This is a genomic window from Phycicoccus sp. DTK01 (genome assembly GCF_017312765.1).
In the GTDB taxonomy this organism is placed as follows: domain Bacteria; phylum Actinomycetota; class Actinomycetes; order Actinomycetales; family Dermatophilaceae; genus Phycicoccus; species Phycicoccus jejuensis.
This window is the reverse complement of record NZ_BOPU01000006.1, coordinates 138,430-156,083: the sequence shown is the minus strand read 5'-3', so window position 1 is coordinate 156,083 and position 17,654 is coordinate 138,430. Positions and strand designations below refer to the sequence as shown.

Genomic DNA, 17,654 nt, shown 5'->3' with positions numbered 1-17,654 from the left:
ACCCGATGACCACGATCCCCACCGGCGCCGCCGCCGCGGGGCAGGCGGCCGCCACCGGCTCGACGGCCGCGACGAGCTCAAACAAGAGCTCGATCGACTCCGGCGCCTTCCTCAAGCTGCTCGTCGCGCAGCTGAAGTACCAGGACCCGAGCAAGCCGGTCGACAGCTCCGCCTTCATGGCCCAGACCGCGCAGATGCAGATGGTCGAGAGCATGAACCAGCTCGTGTCCCAGAACGCCGCCATGATCGGCGGCCAGAACAGCCTGAGCGCCCTCGCCCTCGTCGGCAAGGACGTCAGCTGGACCGTCGACGGCGTCACCAAGTCCGGTGTGGTGCAGGCCGTCAAGCTCGACTCCACCGGACCGCTCCTCGTCGTCGGCAGCGCCGAGGTCCCCCTCTCCGTCGTCTCCCGCGTCAGCCAGCACGGCACGGCCTGAGCCGCGCCGCCCCGACCTCGCACCACCGACCCCGAAGGACCCCCACCATGCTCCGTTCGCTCTTCTCCGCCGTCACCGGCATGCGCAGCCACCAGACCGCGATGGACGTCATCGGCAACAACATCGCCAACGTCAACACCGCGGGCTTCAAGTCCAGCCAGACGCAGTTCCAGGACACCCTCAGCCAGGCGCTGCGCGCCGGCGGTGGCGGCGTCAACCCGGCCCAGGTCGGCCTCGGCGTCCAGGTCGCGGGTGTCGCGACGAACTTCAGCCAGGGCAGCGCCCAGACGACCAACCGCCCGAGCGACCTGATGATCTCCGGCGACGGGTTCTTCATCGTCCAGCAGGCCGGCTCGCAGGTGTACACCCGCTCCGGCGGCTTCTCGCTCGACGACCAGGGCAACCTCACCTCGCCCAACGGCGGTGTCGTGCAGGGCTGGCTGGCCGTCGACGGCCAGATCAACACCGGCACCTCGATGACCGGCCTGCGCGTGCCGACCGGCCTCATCATGGCGCCGACCCCGACGCAGGCGGTCGACGCGGGCGGCAACCTCTCCGCCGACGCCGCGGTCGGCGCGACGGTCGTCAACGGCATCGACGTCTTCGACCAGACCGGCCGCAGCATCCCGGTCACGCTGACCTACACCAAGACCGGCACGGACACCTGGTCCGCCGTCGCCACGGTGACCAACTCGGCCGGCAGCACCGCGACCGTCGGGTCGGCCAACCTCGCGTGGAACTCCACGACGATGGCCTTCACGCCCGAGACGGTGACGATGACCAACGGCGCGCTCGCCTCCGCGGGCTTCGTCTTCCCCGGCGACGTCGCGGTCAACCTCGCCGGCGACGGCACGCCGCTCACGCAGTACGCCGGTGCCAGCACCGCCACTCTGCGCGGCCAGGACGGATCCTCGGCCGGCCAGCTTCAGAGCTGGGGCGTCGGCGCCGACGGCGTCATCACCGGCTCGTTCTCCAACGGCCGCACCCAGTCCCTCGGCATGGTGGCCCTCGCCTACTTCGGCAACCCGGAGGGCCTCGAGAAGGCCGGCGACACCTCGTACCGCGTGTCCGCCGCCTCCGGCCAGCCGGCCATCGGCGTGCCGGGCTCCGGCGGGCGCGGGTCCATCGCGGCCGGCCGCCTCGAGATGAGCAACGTCGACCTCGCGCAGGAGTTCACCAACCTCGTGATGATCCAGCGCGGCTTCCAGGCCAACTCCCGCGTCGTCAGCGCCTCCGACGAGATCCTCCAGGACCTCGTCAACCTCAAGCGCTGAGCCGGAGCCGGTAGATGACCGACGGTCCCTCGGCGGGCCCGCCCCCCTCGGGGGCGGGCCCGCTGGCGTGCCCGTCGGGCGACGGCACGCACGACCCCTCGCACGACCCCGCGGACGGCCCGCTCGCCCCCGCGATCCCCCTCGTCGGTACCCGCCAGGACCTCAAGTCCTGGGCCCGGCTGCCGATGGGAACCCCGACGCGCCACGGACGGCGCATCCAGCACACCCAGGACGGACCCGGCCCCATGATCATCCTCACCCGCCGCAACGGCACGCGCTTCGGGATCAACCCCGACCTCGTCGAGCGCGTCGACGAGACCCCGGACACCATCGTCCTGCTCGTCACCGGCTCGCGCTACGTCGTGCAGGAGACCCTCGACGAGGTCGTCTCGATCATGCGCGAGTCGCGCGCCTCGGTCCTGCACGCCGCCGAGGAGTCCGGCACCGGCCAGCCCGGGTCCCGCCCCGGCGCCGGCCGCGTGGCCCTGCGTGCCGTCCGCGGCCTGGAGGACTGAGCCATGGAGCTCGCGACCATCGGTGGGATCGTCCTCGTCTTCGTGGCGGTCATCGTCTCGCTGATCATGGAGGGCGCCTCGCCCACCTCGATCATCCTCATCCCGCCGATCATCCTCGTCTTCCTCGGCAGCATCGGCGCCGCCGTCGCCGGTGGCTTCCTCTCCGACGTCTCCTCGATCCTCAAGCAGACGGTCAAGGCCTTCACGACCTCCGCCCCGAAGAGCGCCGACGCCGTGACCGAGCTCATCGGCCTCGCCGACATCGCCCGCCGCGAGGGCCTGCTCGCCCTCGAGGAGAAGGCCCGCAGCGCCAAGGACCCGTTCCTGCGCGAGGGCCTGGAGATGACGGTCGACGGCACCGACGCCGACGAGATCTACGACGTCCTCGCCGCCCGCATCAAGACGCGCAAGAAGGCCGACCAGCTCGGCATCAAGTTCTTCGCCGACATGGGCGGGTACGCGCCGACCATCGGCATCATCGGCACCGTCATCGGCCTCATCCACGTCCTGAGCAACCTCGACGCCCCCGAGGAGCTCGGCCACCTCATCGCCGGCGCCTTCGTCGCGACGCTCTGGGGCGTCATGACGGCCAACGTCATGTGGCTGCCGCTCTCGAGCAAGCTCAAGCGGATCAGCGAGGCCGAGGCCCTGCACCTCGAGATGGTGCTCGAGGGCATCATGTCGATCCAGGCCGGCACCAGCCCGCGCGTCGTCGAGAAGCGGCTGCGCGCCGTCATCGCCGGTGACGCCCCGCTCCAGGACGCGGCGTGAGCGGCCCCGGGCCCGGCGGCAAGCGTCGCAAGGGCCACGAGGAGGAGCACGAGGGCGGTCACGAGAACGCCGAGCGCTGGCTCCTCAGCTACGCCGACATGATCACGCTGCTCATGGCGCTGTTCATCGTCCTCTTCGCGATCAGCCAGGTCGACCAGCAGAAGCTCCTCCAGCTCTCCTCGGGCCTGCAGGAGTCCTTCGGCGCCCCGCAGATCACGAACCACACCAACGGCGTCCTCGACGGCACCTCGGTCGACTCCGCCATCCAGGCGATCGCGCCGATCGCGCCGCAGGTGACGAGCGACATCGCGTCGGCCCCCGGCAAGTCGCAGACCTGCGTGCCGGTCGACGAGAAGGCCAAGCAGGCCTCCCGCGACCAGCTGACCGCGGTCCGGCAGAAGATCACCAAGGCGCTCGCCGCCCAGGGGATGGCCAACGCCGCGCACTTCGAGGTGCGTGACGACGGGCTCGTCGTCGACATCGTCTCCGACCGGGTGCTCTTCGACCCGGGCCAGGCGACGCTGCGCGACGGCGGACGCAAGGTCCTCACCGCGATGGCCCCGACGCTGCGCCAGCTGTCGAACACGATGACCATCGAGGGCCACACCGACGACGTGCCGGTCGCGAGCTTCTACCGGTCCAACTGGGAGCTGTCCACCTCCCGCGCGACGACGGTGCTCGAGTACCTCATCGCCTCCGGCGTCCGCGGAAAGCAGCTCTCCGCCGCCGGCTACGCCGACCAGCGCCCGCTCGCGAGCAACACGACCGACGCCGGCCGGGCCCGCAACCGCCGGGTCGCCGTCGTGGTCCACGCCGCGACGACCGGCGCGACCTCCTCCACCTCGACCAGCGCCACCGCCACCTCAGGAGGCTCCCGATGAGCACCGCCACCGTCCCCGCCGCCGCGGCCGCCGCCGCCGCGCCGGAGAAGAAGAAGAAGCCGATGATGCTCATCGCCGTCGTCGTGGCCCTCGTCATGGCCGGCGCCGGGTACTGGTTCTTCCTCAAGCCCTCGTCGGCCGAGGGGGCCGACGCGCCCAAGCCCGAGCCGACCCCCGGTGTCGTCGTCGACCTCGACCCCCTGACCCTCAACCTCGCCGACGGCCGCTACCTCAAGATGGGCCTCTCGCTCGAGGTCACCGAGGAGGCCCAGGCCGCCGCCGGCAAGGAGGGCGTCAACGGTGCCAAGGCGCGCGACGCCGCCATCACCATCCTCGGCCAGCGCACCTACGAGCAGATGCTGCAGCCGAAGACCAAGGAGGCGGCCATCAAGACGCTCGAGAAGGAGATCAAGAAGCGTTACGACGGCGACGTGATGGACGTCTACGTGACGGAGCTGGTCATGCAGTGACCCTGCACTGACCCTCGGCCTTCGGGCCGGCACGGACAGGGAGCCGGCCCGCAGCCACCCGGTCGGGGGACGCCGCCCACTCGGGCGCTCGTCCCCCACCGGGTCGGCCGAACGGCCCTTGCTGCCCCCGTGCGACACGAACCGCTCAGGTCCCCCCGGTGGGTGCCGATGGGCAGGCCGTGAGTGTGGAGCCACAGACGTACGACTTCCGGAGCCCGGACCGTCTCTCGCGACAGCGTGAGCAGGCGCTCCAGGTCGTCGTCGAGACCTGGGCGCGGCGCGTCTCCACCGTGCTGTCGACCGCCCTGCACACGATCGTGCCCGCGAAGATGGTCGCGCTCGGCCAGTGCACCTACGGCGAGTACCTCGAGTCGATGGCCCGCCCCAGCGTGCTCGGCGCGCTCGCGGTCGAGAACCTCCCCGGCGGCGGCCACCTCCAGCTCTCGCTCGGTGACGCCATGGGCTTCGTCGACCGCATGCTCGGCGGCTCCGGCACCGGCGCGCAGCCCGAGCGGCCCCTCACGGAGATCGAGTCCGGTGTGGCCGAGCTGCTCCTGGCCCAGATGGTCGGCGAGCTGCCCTTCTCGTTCACCGTCATCGGCGACCTGCCCGTCGCGATGACCGGCCTGGAGTCGACGGTGCGCTTCCACCAGGTCGCCCGCACCACCGACCCCGTCGTCACGGTCGAGCTCGAGCTGCTCGTCTTCGAGCGGCCGGTCCCGCTGACCGTCGCGGTCACCCTCGCCACGCTCACCCCGCTGCTCACGTCCCTCGACAAGATGGCCGACGACGACGGCGCGGGGGAGCGGGCGGCCCAGGTCCGCCGCGTCGTGACCGACCGCCTCGGCCAGGTCGAGGTCGACCTCGCCGTCTCCTTCCGCGAGGTCACGCTGACCTCCGCCGAGGTCTTCGCCCTCTCCGTCGGCGACGTCGTCCCCCTGCGCCACCGCACCGCGGAGCCGCTCCTCGTGTCCGCCGGTGGCACCCGCGTCGCCCGCGCGACGCCCGGCAGCCACGGCCGCCGCCTCGCCGTCCAGATCGTCCCCTGACCCCCGACCCGACCGGAGACCCGCCATGAGCATCGCCGACACCCAGGACCCGTTCGCCGTCACCGGTGAGGAGGCGCCCGCCCCGATGACCGAGGCCGCGCCCGCGCTGCCGCCGCTCGGTGGTGCCGTGCCCGCCGCCGCGCCGGCCGCGCCCGCCGCGGTCGACCCCCGCCGCCTGCACCTGCTGCGCGAGGTGGAGCTCGGCATCAGCGTCGAGCTCGGCCGCAGCCGGATGACGGTGCGCGAGGTGCTCGGCCTGGCTCCCGGCGCCGTCGTCGAGCTCGACCGCCCGGCCGGCAGCCCGGTCGACGTCCTCGTCAACGGCACCCTCATGGCGCGCGGCGAGGTCGTCGTCGTCGACGACGAGTACGCCGTCCGCGTCACCGAGATCGTCAGCGCCGACCCGGCCCTGGGGCTCGGCGCCTGATGGACGGATCCGTCGTGCTCGTCGTGCTGCGGCTGCTCGTCTCCCTCGGCGTCGTCCTCACCCTCCTCGTGCTGCTCGCCCGCTGGGCGCGCAAGCGCGGCCTCGGGGGTGCGGTCGGCTCGCGTGCCGGGGTGCAGGTCGAGGTGCTGTCGCGGCGCGCGCTGGGCCGCGGGTCCGCCCTCCACGTCGTGCGCGTCGGCGAGCAGGTGCTCGTCCTCGGCGTCACCGACCAGCACGTCTCGCTCCTGCGCGAGCTCGACCCGCAGGTCCTCGAGGTCGTCGAGCCGGAGCAGGAGGCCCCCGTGGTCACCGCCCCGACCGTCGCCATCGCGCCCGCCGCCGCGCCGGACTTCGCCGCCGCGCTGCGGGCGCAGGCCGACGGGACCGGCCTCGACCTCGGCCCCGCGGCCACCGTGCCGGTCGCCGTCGCCTCCGTCGCTCCCGCTGCTCCGGCCACCCGCGCCGGTCGCCACGCCGCGGCCCGCCGCCCCGTCCTGCCCCGCCCCGCCGCCCCCGCGGCCGGTGGCGCCCCGGTACCGACCGGCTGGCCGTGGAACGCCGCGAGCCTCGTCGTCGGCGCGATCAAGGGGAGTCGTGCCTAGTCCCCTCGCCCTCCTGCGGCGGGTGCGCCCGCTGCTCGTGACCGGACTCGTGCTGTTCACGGCGTTCGGCCCCGGCGCCGCCCTCGCGTCGGCCGCGCCGAGCCCGAGCCCGTCGCCCACCCCCGGTGGGGTGTCGGTGACGCTCGACGGCGGCGCGACCCAGCCGAGCCAGACGGTGACGATCATCGTCCTGCTCACCGTGCTGTCGCTGGCGCCGGCGCTGCTCATCCTCACGACCGCCTTCACCAAGGTGATCGTCGTGCTGTCGCTGACCCGCAACGCGCTCGGCACCCAGACCATCCCGCCGAACCAGGTCCTCGTCGGCCTCGCGCTCTTCCTCAGCCTCTTCATCATGGCGCCGGTCCTGTCGCAGATGAACGACCAGGGCATCCAGCCCTACATGAAGGGCGACATCACCCAGTCGCAGGCGATCGAGCGCACCGTCAAGCCGCTGCGGACGTTCATGGGGGAGCAGACCCGCCCGGTCGAGCTCGCGACGATGGTCAAGCTGAGCGGCGAGGAGAAGCCCGCGACGGTCGACGACGTCCCACTGACGACGCTCGTGCCGGCCTTCGTCCTCTCGGAGCTGAAGTCCGCGTTCATCATCGGCTTCGTCATCTTCGTGCCGTTCCTCGTCATCGACGTCGTCGTCAGCTCCGTGCTCATGTCGATGGGCATGATGATGCTGCCGCCCGCGCTCATCTCGCTGCCCTTCAAGCTCCTGCTCTTCGTCATGGTCGACGGCTGGGGCCTCATCGTCACCGCCCTCGTCCAGAGCTACCGGTGAGGGGGAGGACGTGACCGACGCCGACATCGTCCACATCGGGGTGCAGGCCATGATCGTCAGCGCGAAGCTGGCGATGCCCGTGCTGCTCACCGCCCTGGCCATCGGCTTCGTCATCTCGCTCTTCCAGGCGGTCACGCAGGTGCAGGAGGTGACGCTCAGCTTCGTGCCGAAGCTCCTCGGCGTCGCGCTCGTGCTCGTCGTCGCCGGCCACTGGATGCTCCAGGAGGCGGTGTCCTTCACCCGCGCCATGTTCGACCTCCTGCCGCAGCTGCTCACCTGATGACGATCGCGTTCGCCGCCGACTCGCTCGTCACGCTGCTGCTCGCGACGACGCGGCTCTCGGTGTTCTTCCTCCTCGCCCCGCCGTTCAGCAGCAAGGCCGTTCCGGCGCGCGTCAAGGCCGGTCTGGCCGTGGCGCTCTCGCTCGCGGTGCTGCCGGCCATCCGTGGGCAGGCGACGCCGGCGCTCGAGCTCTTCCCGCTGCTCGGCGCGGCCCTCTACCAGGCGGTCGTCGGCGCGGCGATGGGCTTCGTCGTCCTGCTGGCCTTCGCGGTCGTGCAGGCCGCCGGCGAGCTGCTCGACCTCGCGAGCGGCTTCACGCTCGCCTCGCTCTACGACCCGATGTCGAACGCGACGAGCAGCATCTTCGGGCGCATCCACCAGCTGCTCGCGATCACCCTGCTCTTCGCGACCGGCGGGCACCTCTTCCTCGTCCGCGGCCTCATCTCGACCTTCACGGTCCTGCCGCTGCACCCGATGGCCCTCGGCGACCTCGCCCGCCTCGTCACGGACGGCATCGGCACCTTCCTCGGCGGGGCGCTCCAGGTGGCGGCGCCGGTGCTCGTCGTGCTCTTCCTCTCGGAGATCGCGCTCGGCCTCGTGTCGCGGGCCGTCCCGACGCTCAACATCTTCGCGATCAGCTTCCCCGTGAAGATCATCCTCGTCATCTCCTTCGCGGGGATGGCCTTCGCGCTGCTGCCCGGGGTCGTCAGCGAGCTGCTCGACCAGACCGGACGCGACATGACGTCGGTGGCGCGGATGCTCGGGGCGGGTGGGTGAGCCGGTGAGCGACAAGTCGCAGAAGACCGAGAAGCCCACCCCGCAGCGGCTCAAGAAGGCGCGCCGCGACGGGCAGGTCGCCCGCACCGCCGAGCTCAGCGCGTGGGCGGCCGTCATGCTCGCATCCGTCGTCCTGCCGCACCTCGTCTCCGGGCTGTCCGAGCTGTTCGTCGGCACCCTCCAGGGGCTGCGCGAGGTCATCCTCGACCCGCAGCCCGAGCGAGGCGTGACCGTGATGCGGCAGACGGGGATCGACGCCGTCAAGGTGCTCGCGCCGTTCCTCGGCGTCATGGTCGTGGCCGCGCTGGCCAGCAGCGCGGCGCAGGGCGGCATCCGCGTCTACCCCGGCAAGTTCAAGCCCAACTTCGGTGTGCTCAACCCGGCCAAGGGGCTCAAGCAGCTCGTCTCCGCGCACGCCGCGTGGACCCTCGGCAAGACCCTGCTGAAGTTCGTCATCTTCGGGTGGGTCGGGTACACCGAGCTGCGCGACGTCGCGATCCTCATGACGACGCACGGCTCGTGGTCGCTCGGGGCTGCGGCGTCCGCGGCGGTCGGGGCCGTGACGCACGTGCTCCGGCTCGTCGCCGGCGTCGGGCTCGTGCTCGCCGCAGCGGACTTCGTCATGGAGAAGCGGCGCATCGGGTCACAGCTGAAGATGAGCCAGGACGAGATCAGGCGCGAGCACAAGCAGTCCGAGGGCGACCCGCTGCTCAAGGGCATGATCCGCGGCAAGCAGCGCGAGATGAGCCGCAACCGGATGCTCTCCAACCTCGCCTCGGCCGACGTCGTGCTCGTCAACCCGACGCACGTCGCGGTCGCGCTCAAGTACGAGATGGGCCTCGGCGCGCCGCGGGTCGTCGCGCGCGGCGCCGGCGCGGCGGCGGCCCGCATCCGCGAGGAGGCGGCCGAGCTGCGGCTGCCGATGGTCGAGGACGTGCCGCTCGCGCGCACCGTCTACCGGATGTGCGACGTCGGCGACGAGATCCCGCCGGAGCTCTTCGACGCCGTCGCGGGCGTGTTCGTCTTCGTCCTCGGGCTCAAGCGCCGCGGCGTGACGAGCGGCTTCCACCGCAGCCCGTACGCGGGCACCGACCGGGCGGGGGTCGCCGCGTGAGCTCCGCGACCACCCCGACCGTCTACACCCCTCAGGTCACGTCCCCGTCTGCCGATGGGAGTCCCGAGATGACTGCCACCACCCGCTCCCGTCGCCACCGCGAGGTCCGATGAAGAACGCACGGCTGAGCCAGATCGGCATCCCGGCGGCCGTCGTCGGCGTCGTCGTCATGATGGTCGTGCCGGTGCCGAGCATGCTGCTCGACCTGCTGCTGGCCCTCAACCTCACGATCTCGGTGCTCGTCCTGCTCGTGGCCCTGCGCGTGACGCGGCCGCTGGACTTCGCGGTCTTCCCGTCGCTGCTGCTCGTCGCGACGCTCTTCCGGCTGGCGCTCAACATCAGCGCGACCCGCCTCGTGCTCGTCGACGGGTTCGCCGGCAAGGTCATCGAGGCGTTCGGTCACTTCGTCGTCGGCAGCTCGCTCGTCGTCGGCCTCGTCATCTTCCTCATCCTCGTCGTCATCCAGTTCGTCGTCATCACCAACGGTGCGGGGCGCGTGGCCGAGGTGGCCGCCCGCTTCACCCTCGACGCGATGCCCGGCAAGCAGATGGCCATCGACGCCGACCTCAACTCGGGCCTCATCGACGAGGACGAGGCGCGGCGCCGCCGCAAGGAGGTCTCGGGCGAGGCGGACTTCTACGGCGCGATGGACGGTGCCTCGAAGTTCGTCAAGGGCGACGCGATCGCCGCCATCGTCATCACGCTCGTCAACCTCATCGGCGGCCTCGTCATCGGCGTCGTCCAGAACGGCCAGGCCGTCGGGGACGCGATCCAGACCTACAGCCTCCTGTCGGTCGGCGACGGCCTCGTCTCGCAGATCCCCGCCCTGCTGCTGTCCATGTCGACCGGCATCATCGTCACCCGCGCCTCGACCGAGCGCGACATGGGCGGCGACATCATCCACCAGTTCGGCCAGCAGCGCGGCGCCATCCAGATCGCCGGCGTCGTCATCATGGCGCTGGCGCTCGTGCCGGCCCTGCCGAAGCTGCCGTTCATCCTCATCGGCGGCGGCGCCGTGCTCCTGGCCCGCGCGATGCCGAAGCTCGAGGAGCGCGAGGAGGCCCGCCGCGCCGAGGAGGCCGCCGCCGAGCGCGAGGCCCTGCCGTCTCCCGACAGCCCGCAGGTCCTCGCCCACGACATCCGCGTCGAGCCGCTCGAGCTCGAGCTGGCCTTCGACCTCATCGGCCTCGTCGACGCCGACAACGGCGGCGACCTGCTCGGTCGGGTCAAGGCGCTGCGCCGCAAGCTCGCGATGGAGCTCGGCGTCGTCATCCCGCTCGTGCGCACCCGCGACAACCTCGACCTGCCCTCGCACACCTACGCGATCCGCGTCCACGGTGTCGAGGTCGCCCGCGGCGAGGCGCCCGCCGGGCACGTGCTCGTCATCGGCGACGCCATCGCGCACCTCGAGGGCATCCCGACCCGCGAGCCGGTGTTCGGCCTCGAGGCCAAGTGGGTCGCCGCGCACCTGCGCGGCCGCGCCGAGGCCCTCGACGGCACGGTCGTCGACCGTTCGTCGGTCATCACCACCCACCTCGCCGAGACCGTGCGTAGACACGCCGCCGACCTGCTCGGGCGCGAGGACGTCAAGCTGCTCGTCGACGCCGTGCGCTCCACCCACCCGCAGGTCATCGAGGAGCTCACCCCCAACCCGCTCGCGCTCGGCGAGATCCAGCGCGTCCTCAAGGGGCTGCTCGTCGAGGGCGTCGGCATCCGCGACCTCGTCCGGATCTTCGAGGCGATCTCGCTGCGGGCCCGGGTCACCACCGACCCCGACCAGCTCGTCGAGGCAGCGCGCCTGGCGCTCGGCCCGGCCATCGCGGCGTCGCACGCCTCCAACGGCGACCTGCACGTGCTCACCTTCGAGCCGCGGCTGGAGCAGAAGCTGCTCGAGTCGCTGCGCTCCGGCGACGGCGGCCCGCAGCTGCTGCTCGACCCGTACTTCGCCGACCGGCTGGCCACCGAGGCCGCCCGCGTCTCGCGCACGGTCGAGGAGGGCGGCGTGCAGCCGGTGCTCGTGTGTGCACAGCCGTTGCGGCGGGCGGTGCGCCGGCTCGTCGAGGGCGCGGCCCCGCAGCTGCCGGTGCTCGCGTACCAGGAGCTCGGTGGCCACCTGCGCCTGACCACGGCCGGCGTCGTCGACGTCGCCGCCGCCGACGCGCTCGGCACGGCGGGGGTCTGACGTGGGCAGGAAGAAGGCTGGGGGAGAGGCGAAGGCCAAGCCCGCGAAGGCGCACTCGCCGGAGCGCTTCGCGTTCGGTGCGCTCTTCGGGGTGGCCCTGTTCGTCCCCGCGGGGATGCTCGTCTACGCCGGCAACCTCTCGATCGACCAGGCCGTGTACCGCTTCGGCCTCGCGTGGCTCGTCGCGGTCGTCGGCGTCGGCATCGTCGCGTCGACGCTCCAGAACCCGGTCGTCCGTACGCCTGCTGCGGCTCCCGTGCCGGTCGCCGCGCCGGCTGAGCAGCCTCCGGTCGACGAGACGATGGCTTTCCCCACGACCGACCCCGCGGACCCGCAGGCCGGCTGACCGCCCGCCGGTTCGAGGTGAAACCCGACCACGTCAGGGTCGGTTCTCACCTCCACCGGATGAGGTGCGCGGGGGTCCGTTACGCGCTGCCCTGAAGCCGCGCATCGGGCTGTGGAGCGGCCGATAGAGTGTGGGGCCGTCGGCCTCCGGGTCGGCCCGCTGGCGTGGCGCAATCGGTAGCGCACCTGTCTTGTAAACAGGGGGTTGGGGGTTCGAGTCCCCCCGCCAGCTCCACCCCCGCTGCCTCGCTGCGCCCGGTGGTGTCGTTGATGGCGTCGCAGCCGGGGTGATGACCCAGCTGCGACGCCACGAGCCACGGCACGGTTCGCCCCAGTGCGCCACCCGCGTTCGAGCTGTCGCGAGCCCGGATCCCGAAGAGCCACTCCATGGCCTCGTCGGTCGACATCGGCCCTTGCCGGCGCTCGTCGCCGTAGTTGCGTTCGATGGCGAGATGCCGGCCTGCTTCATGCGGCGCGCGGCGACAACTCCACGTGTCGCACCTTCCCTCGGGCCCTGCCGTCGCACCCTAGCGAGAGCCGACCGGCGTGCGGGCGCTCGTGCTCCCCTGAGCGGCACGCCGGGCAGCATCGATCCGACCGGGTCCACCACCACGTGGAGACCCGGCCCATGACGTCGGTCCTCGGCGTCCTCCGTGGTCCCGATCCCCCTGCACCGATCGCTCGACGTGACCAAGCCGTCACCGAGACTCGACCCATGACACCTGCCTCCCGCGCCACGCCCCTCGTCGTGAACAGGGTTCGCTGATGGCCTTGCTCGACGCGGAGTCGGGGCTGTTGTTCACGGCCGCGCCCGGCACGGCCAGCACGGCCCTGCGCGAGGCCCTGTTCGCGCGGGGCGGCGTCGTCGAGGTACCTGCCGCCGACGCCGTGCGGGTCGAGGGCATCGACGTCAAGCACGCGACCGCGGCCCAGCTGGTCGGTGCCGGGTTCCTGGCGCCGGACCACGGGCTGCGCGTGGTCACCACGACCCGCAACCCGTTCGACTTCTACGTCGCGGAGTACGAACGCACCCGCCGGCGCTGGGTGCACGAGCTGAGGCGGCCGGACTCCTGGGTGTACGCCACCCCCGGCGCGGTCGGGCGGATCGTCGATGCCGTGACGCTCGAGTTCGACCAGTGGCTGGCGCTGGCCGTCGACGGCCCCGGCGAGCGGCGCGTCAACCGCGGCCACGTCGAGGAGGCCGACGTCGTGCTGCGGATGGAGCACCTCGAGGAGGACCTCCGCAGCCTCCTCGGCCTCGAGCTCACGGTTGCGCCCACCAACGTCACCGACCGCGAGCGGGCCTACTGGCGTGCGTACGACGCCGCCAGCCGTGACCTCGTGCAGACCGCCCACGCCGCGGACCTCGAGCGGTTCTCCTACGCGTTCTGACCGCGCGACCGGCCCGCTCCCTTTGGTCCCGCGAGCCCGGCCTTCAGCAGACGACCCGCCACACCGGAACCTGTCGGCGTGACGTCCACGGCTGCGGCGGAAAGCAGCTGCGGTGCAACGAGGTCCGGCCGATCCCACAGCGCGGCCCGGCGCAGCGCGCGCAGCGACCGGACCTCGAGGAGGGGTCGGCCGTCGTGCTCGACGGTGACCCGTCCGGGGGCAGCGGCGCGGTCCACGTCGGACAGCAGCCGGTGCCAGGTGGCGGGGGAGGCGTGGGCAGGGGAGTGAACGTGGACGTGGCGCCGGTAGCGGCCGGCCGCGTCCAGCAGCGCCACGTCGGGGACGCCGTCCGCGTCCCCGTCGGGTCGAGGACGCACCCGACCCTCGTGCTGCAGCAGCGCGGCGTGGGCATCGTCGAGGAGCAGTCGCGCGGTCGGAGCAGCTTGGAGGAGGGGGTCGAGCGTGACGACGAGGGCGGCGAGGTCGAACCTGGGTGACACCGTCACGACCACGTCGTCCGCCCCCAGGTCGAGGGCGCGCGTGGTGACCCCGGGGACGCCGACGCGGCCGGCGACGGCGAGCGACTCCAGGTCCTTCGTGCGAGCGGCGTCCTCGCGTCCCCAGTCCCGGGGCTCCTCGCCCGCGTCGGGGCCGTCGTGCCAGACGGTCGCGTCGTGGGCGTGGGCGAGCAGGCCCCCGGCCTCCCAGGCCCGCGCGGCCCACTCCCAGTCCTCGCCGCCGTAGGAGGTGAACCCCTCGTCGAAGCCACCGACGTGGTCGAACCACCAACGGCTGCACGCCACGGCCGCCGAGATCACGTGACGGAACGACAGCGCGTCCGCGTGGAGCAGGTCGGCCGAGCCGGAGTACGCCTCCCGCAGCCACGCCGGCTCGGCCAGCTCGTGCGCGGGCCCGCTGGTCTCGACGGGCGCCTCCACCGGGACGGTCGCGAGGTCGGCGTGCCGTCGCCGACCGACGACGACGGCCTCCGGCAGCAGCCGCGGGAGCCGGGTGACGGCACGGAGGAATGACGGCTCGGGTGTGGAGTCGGCGTCGAGGAAGACGAGCACGTCGGCCCGGGTCGACCGAGCGCCGGCGTTGCGGGCGGCGGCCGCCCGGAAGCCGCGGTCCTCCTGGGTCACCAGGCGCACGCCGTCGGGGACGCTCGGGGGCGGGTCGCTGCCGTCGTCGGTGACGACCACCTCGACCGCGTCCGCCGGGTAGTCCTGGCGAGCGAGCGCGTGGAGGGTGCGATCGAGCTCGCGCTGCTGGTGGTAGTGGAGCACCACGACACCGACGCTGCGGACCGGCGCGTCCTGCCCCTCGACGAGGTCCCAGCGGTTGCCCGGTACGGCTGCGCCCCAGGGGGGTTGCGGACTCATCGCGCCCACCAGGACCGGTAGGCGCGCACCACGTCCTCCAGCGTGTGGGGCGGCCGGTAGCCGGGGGGCAGCCAGGTCCGCGCCGGGTCGTCCAGGGCCAGGACGGCCTCGGCGGGCCAGGCGTCGAGGCCACGGACGAGGTGTGCGCCCGGACGGAGCTCGTCGAGCTCGACGGTGGAGGGGTGCTCCCGCAGGAGGGGTCGCCGGCCCGCGGCGACCCAGCTGTTGACCGACCCGGACGCCGACGGATGCCGGTGGGCGGCCACCGGCACCGTGGTCTCGTGCATCGCCCGGACCAGGGCGTCGTCGTCGAGGTACCCGGTGACGTGCCACGCCACCCCGAGGCGGTCGGCGAGGCGCGCCAGGTCGTCCGCGAGCTCGTCGTGGCCGGCGACCACACCCCCGAGGGCGGCGACACCGAGGGCGCGGCCGGTCGAGTGCAGGGCCGCCGCGAGCTCGATGGCCTCCTCGTGGCCCTTGTCGGGGTAGACCCAGCCGAGCACGCCGATCCACCCGTCCCGGGCCCGCGGTGCGTCGGCCGGCAGGACGGCCGAGCCTGCGCCCACGGCTCGCGTCGGACCGGTGGCCCAGGGCTCGAGCACGATGGGGAGCGGGATGACCTCAGGGCCGCGGGGCGCCTCCGGCAGGGCCGCCGCGGCGAGGGTCGCCTCCCAGCGGCTGTTGACCGCCCACGCGGACGACCGCGCCACCAGGTGGGAGTAGACCGCCGCGCGTCGCCCCCATCGCGACCCCTCGGCCGACTGCGGGACGTCGTGCAGGGTGAGGCTCAGCCGAGTCCGGGCCGCCCACGCGTCCACGACGTGGCGGGCCGCCTCCGGGGAGCCGAACAGACCGGTGGAGAAATGGAGATGGACCGGGCGACCGTGGAGCCGGGCGGGCACCTCGTGGCCCCGGACGACCGGGGATCCGGCCGCGTCGGCCACCTGGCGGGCGAGCAGGGTGACCCCGTGCCGGTCGGGACCCGGGAGCCAGTGCACCGGCAGGTCGTCGACCTGCGGGGCCATCGCCTCGCTCATCCTGCGGACCCCCGGGCGAGGAGCGCGGCGTACACCTGCGCGTGCACGGCGCGCACCTCGGTGACCTGCCGCGCGCGGGCGTCGGCATCGGCACCCGGGAGACCTGCGGCGCGCGTCCTCAGGGCACCCTCGACGGCGGCGAGCAGCGACGCCTCGTCGGCGCCGCCCGGGCGCCACCGATAGACGCCCTCCGGCCCCTGGTCGACGAGGTGCCCGACGTCCGGCGCGACGACGCTCGTCCCGAGGTCGTGGCACGCCTCCAGCCATCCCGAGTGCGTCCCGTGCCGGTAGGGCAGGACGGCGACGTCGAGCGAGGCCAGGTGCGACCAGAGGGTGTCGTCGTCCATGGGCGGGTGGACGACGAGCCGGACGCCGTCCGCAGCGGCCTCGGCCAGGGCGCGGCACACCTGACGGGCCCGGTCGTCCGGCGGCGCGTTCCAGGTCCGTTCGTGCAGCCACACGCAGACGTCGGCCTCGGGCATCGCCCGGGCCAGGTGACGCAGGGCAGGCAGCAGGCCGAGAGCGTCCGTGCCGGCCCGCAGGTCCTTCAGCGTCGTCCCGACGACCGGGCGCGTCACAGGTGCGGCCGCCCGCGAGACACGCACTGCGCGCATCGTGGTCAGCGGGACGAGGTGCGGGTGCGGCACGACGACGGCCGGTCGGGCCCAACGTCGCTCGATCTCGGCCGCGGCCCCGGGGGTGAGGGTCAGCACTGTGTCGGCGGCCTCGACCAGGAGGCAGAGCCGCTCCTCGTGGCCGGCCTGCTCGTGCAGGTGGGGGTTCTCCAGGTCGTGGACGGTCTGCACGAGCGGTCGCCCCGTCTCCCGCAGGGCGCGGACCGTCTGCTCGAGGGTGGACAGCGGCACCTGCTCCACCCCGAAGTGGACGTGCATGAGGTCGAAGTCGGAGCGCGCGACCCACTCGGGGGTGAGCATCCGCGGCGGCCACCAGCGAGCCCCGGCCACCTCACCGTCCAGGTCGGGATGGGGGTCCGGCAGCGCGGCGAAGCCGGCCTCGACGGGCATGACCGTCCGGGAGTACGCGTGCGCACCGGGCACCACCGCCACCGTGCGGACCCGTCCCGGCTGGTCGACGAGCACGCGGGGTGCGGCAGCAGGCGGGACAGCGAGGGGCACGGACGTCACTCCCGGGATGGTGGGACGGGGCCGCTGCCCCGCGGGTCGGTATCCCACCGGCTCTACCCACCGGCGGCGCGGGCCACGCATCCTGCCTCCGCCGGCCGGTGACGGGGCGCCCTCGGTGCGAGGGCGCCCCGTCCGGTCAGTCGCCGAGACCGGCGCGGTCGACCTTGCGGTGGAAGCGCATCCCGGCGAGGCCGCCGAGGACGGCCCCGAGCAGGCTGACGACGGCGACACCGACGAGCGCGAGGATGCCGGCGGTGCCGACGTCGCCCTCGCCGACGGGGAGCCGGGGGAAGCTGTTGAGCTGGCCGAGCACGTTGTACCGGTCACCGGCGACGAGCCCGAGGACGGCGACGACGAGCGCGATGACCAGGGCCCAGAGCCAGACGGCGAGGCCCTGCTTGGCGCCGTTGAAGCGGGCCATCCGGCCGGCCACGTAGCCGCCGCAGTAGTAGGCGACGAAGAGGACGACGAGCAGGGCGATCCCGCCGGCCAGCCCCACGGTGGTGGGGTCGCTGGTGGCGCGGTCCGCGGCGTCCTGGACGTCGGTGCCGGTCGCGATGCCGACGCCGGTGCCGGCGGCGGCCACGAGCGCGGTGAGGAGCACGGCGGAGCCGGTGGCGGTCAGCCAGCCGAAGAAGGCCGAGCCGACCTTGATGCCGCCGTACCGCTCCTTCTCGGCGTCGAGCACCTCGTGGCGCGTGGGTGCGGCGTCGCGCGGCACGGTGTCGCGGGGGGTCTCGGTGTGGTCCACGGTGGTCCTGTCCTCGTGAGGGGTGGCCATGGCG

The 17,654-nt window shown here is 73.1% G+C and carries 20 protein-coding genes and 1 tRNA gene; 17 read left to right on the top strand and 4 right to left on the bottom strand.

Going from position 1 to position 17,654, the window contains the following annotated elements; genetic code table 11:
• The first annotated feature begins 5 nt into the window (after window positions 1-5).
• The 17 genes from J3473_RS14190 (at window position 6) to J3473_RS14110 (ending at window position 13,305) form a co-directional block, all read left to right on the top strand.
• The gene (locus J3473_RS14190; RefSeq protein WP_207024417.1) at window positions 6-437 is read left to right on the top strand and encodes a flagellar hook assembly protein FlgD; all 432 of its coding nucleotides are present in this window, start codon (window positions 6-8) and stop codon (window positions 435-437) included.
• Window positions 438-484: 47 nt separating this feature from the next.
• Complete coding sequence (locus J3473_RS14185) at window positions 485-1,711, top strand: flagellar hook protein FlgE (RefSeq protein WP_030528541.1); 1,227 nt, start codon at window positions 485-487, stop codon at window positions 1,709-1,711.
• 14 nt (window positions 1,712-1,725) lie between these two features.
• On the top strand, window positions 1,726-2,226 hold the full coding sequence (locus J3473_RS19550; protein ID WP_242525879.1) for a flagellar FlbD family protein: 501 nt from the start codon (window positions 1,726-1,728) through the stop codon (window positions 2,224-2,226).
• Between the two features lie 3 nt (window positions 2,227-2,229).
• Window positions 2,230-2,997 (top strand): motility protein A, encoded by a 768-nt coding sequence (locus J3473_RS14175; protein ID WP_207024415.1) that lies wholly within the window; start codon window positions 2,230-2,232, stop codon window positions 2,995-2,997.
• Window positions 2,994-3,878 carry a flagellar motor protein MotB gene (locus tag J3473_RS14170; protein ID WP_207024413.1) on the top strand — a complete coding sequence of 295 codons (885 nt, stop codon included), beginning with the start codon at window positions 2,994-2,996 and terminating at the stop codon, window positions 3,876-3,878. Before J3473_RS14175 ends, J3473_RS14170 begins: the two co-directional genes overlap by 4 nt.
• Window positions 3,875-4,348, top strand: coding sequence for a flagellar basal body-associated protein FliL (gene fliL / locus J3473_RS14165; RefSeq protein ID WP_207024411.1), 474 nt, complete (start codon window positions 3,875-3,877; stop codon window positions 4,346-4,348). The genes J3473_RS14170 and fliL overlap by 4 nt, the downstream gene beginning before the upstream one ends.
• A gap of 185 nt (window positions 4,349-4,533) precedes the next feature.
• Window positions 4,534-5,397 (top strand): flagellar motor switch protein FliM, encoded by an 864-nt coding sequence (locus J3473_RS14160; RefSeq protein ID WP_207024409.1) that lies wholly within the window; start codon window positions 4,534-4,536, stop codon window positions 5,395-5,397.
• A 25-nt stretch (window positions 5,398-5,422) separates the two neighbouring features.
• Entirely contained in the window at window positions 5,423-5,824 is a 402-nt protein-coding gene (gene fliN, locus J3473_RS14155) for a flagellar motor switch protein FliN (RefSeq protein ID WP_207024406.1), read from the top strand.
• On the top strand, window positions 5,824-6,426 hold the full coding sequence (locus J3473_RS14150) for a flagellar biosynthetic protein FliO (protein ID WP_207024405.1): 603 nt from the start codon (window positions 5,824-5,826) through the stop codon (window positions 6,424-6,426). Before fliN ends, J3473_RS14150 begins: the two co-directional genes overlap by 1 nt.
• Window positions 6,419-7,213, top strand: a complete 795-nt coding sequence (fliP, locus tag J3473_RS14145) for a flagellar type III secretion system pore protein FliP (RefSeq protein ID WP_242525878.1) — start codon at window positions 6,419-6,421, stop codon at window positions 7,211-7,213. Before J3473_RS14150 ends, fliP begins: the two co-directional genes overlap by 8 nt.
• Before the next feature lie 10 nt (window positions 7,214-7,223).
• Window positions 7,224-7,493, top strand: coding sequence for a flagellar biosynthesis protein FliQ (gene fliQ / locus J3473_RS14140; RefSeq protein WP_030528550.1), 270 nt, complete (start codon window positions 7,224-7,226; stop codon window positions 7,491-7,493).
• Window positions 7,493-8,272, top strand: coding sequence for a flagellar biosynthetic protein FliR (locus J3473_RS14135; RefSeq protein WP_030528551.1), 780 nt, complete (start codon window positions 7,493-7,495; stop codon window positions 8,270-8,272). Before fliQ ends, J3473_RS14135 begins: the two co-directional genes overlap by 1 nt.
• Before the next feature lie 4 nt (window positions 8,273-8,276).
• Window positions 8,277-9,386 carry a flagellar biosynthesis protein FlhB gene (locus tag J3473_RS14130; protein WP_036830069.1) on the top strand — a complete coding sequence of 370 codons (1,110 nt, stop codon included), beginning with the start codon at window positions 8,277-8,279 and terminating at the stop codon, window positions 9,384-9,386.
• A gap of 109 nt (window positions 9,387-9,495) precedes the next feature.
• Complete coding sequence (gene flhA, locus J3473_RS14125; protein WP_036830005.1) at window positions 9,496-11,568, top strand: flagellar biosynthesis protein FlhA; 2,073 nt, start codon at window positions 9,496-9,498, stop codon at window positions 11,566-11,568.
• Between the two features lies 1 nt (window position 11,569).
• Window positions 11,570-11,914: a hypothetical protein gene (locus J3473_RS14120; protein ID WP_207024403.1), complete on the top strand. Its 345-nt coding sequence runs from the start codon at window positions 11,570-11,572 to the stop codon at window positions 11,912-11,914.
• A 158-nt stretch (window positions 11,915-12,072) separates the two neighbouring features.
• Window positions 12,073-12,148 (top strand) — tRNA-Thr (locus J3473_RS14115).
• Window positions 12,149-12,678: 530 nt separating this feature from the next.
• A complete protein-coding gene (locus J3473_RS14110) occupies window positions 12,679-13,305 on the top strand; it encodes a hypothetical protein (RefSeq protein ID WP_207024401.1) in 627 nt (208 codons plus the stop codon).
• Here the strand turns inward: J3473_RS14110 and J3473_RS14105 are convergent.
• The 4 genes from J3473_RS14105 to J3473_RS14090 all read right to left on the bottom strand — a co-directional run bounded on the left by J3473_RS14105 (window position 13,293) and on the right by J3473_RS14090 (window position 17,620).
• A complete protein-coding gene (locus tag J3473_RS14105; RefSeq protein WP_207024400.1) occupies window positions 13,293-14,687 on the bottom strand; it encodes a glycosyltransferase in 1,395 nt (464 codons plus the stop codon). The two genes, J3473_RS14110 and J3473_RS14105, sit on opposite strands and share 13 nt — an antisense overlap.
• A complete protein-coding gene (locus J3473_RS14100; RefSeq protein WP_207024398.1) occupies window positions 14,684-15,724 on the bottom strand; it encodes a hypothetical protein in 1,041 nt (346 codons plus the stop codon). Before J3473_RS14100 ends, J3473_RS14105 begins: the two co-directional genes overlap by 4 nt.
• Window positions 15,721-16,869 carry a glycosyltransferase family 1 protein gene (locus tag J3473_RS14095; RefSeq protein WP_207024396.1) on the bottom strand — a complete coding sequence of 383 codons (1,149 nt, stop codon included), beginning with the start codon at window positions 16,867-16,869 and terminating at the stop codon, window positions 15,721-15,723. The genes J3473_RS14100 and J3473_RS14095 overlap by 4 nt, the downstream gene beginning before the upstream one ends.
• 136 nt (window positions 16,870-17,005) lie before the next feature.
• A complete protein-coding gene (locus J3473_RS14090) occupies window positions 17,006-17,620 on the bottom strand; it encodes a hypothetical protein (protein ID WP_306790188.1) in 615 nt (204 codons plus the stop codon).
• Between the last annotated feature and the right edge of the window lie 34 nt (window positions 17,621-17,654).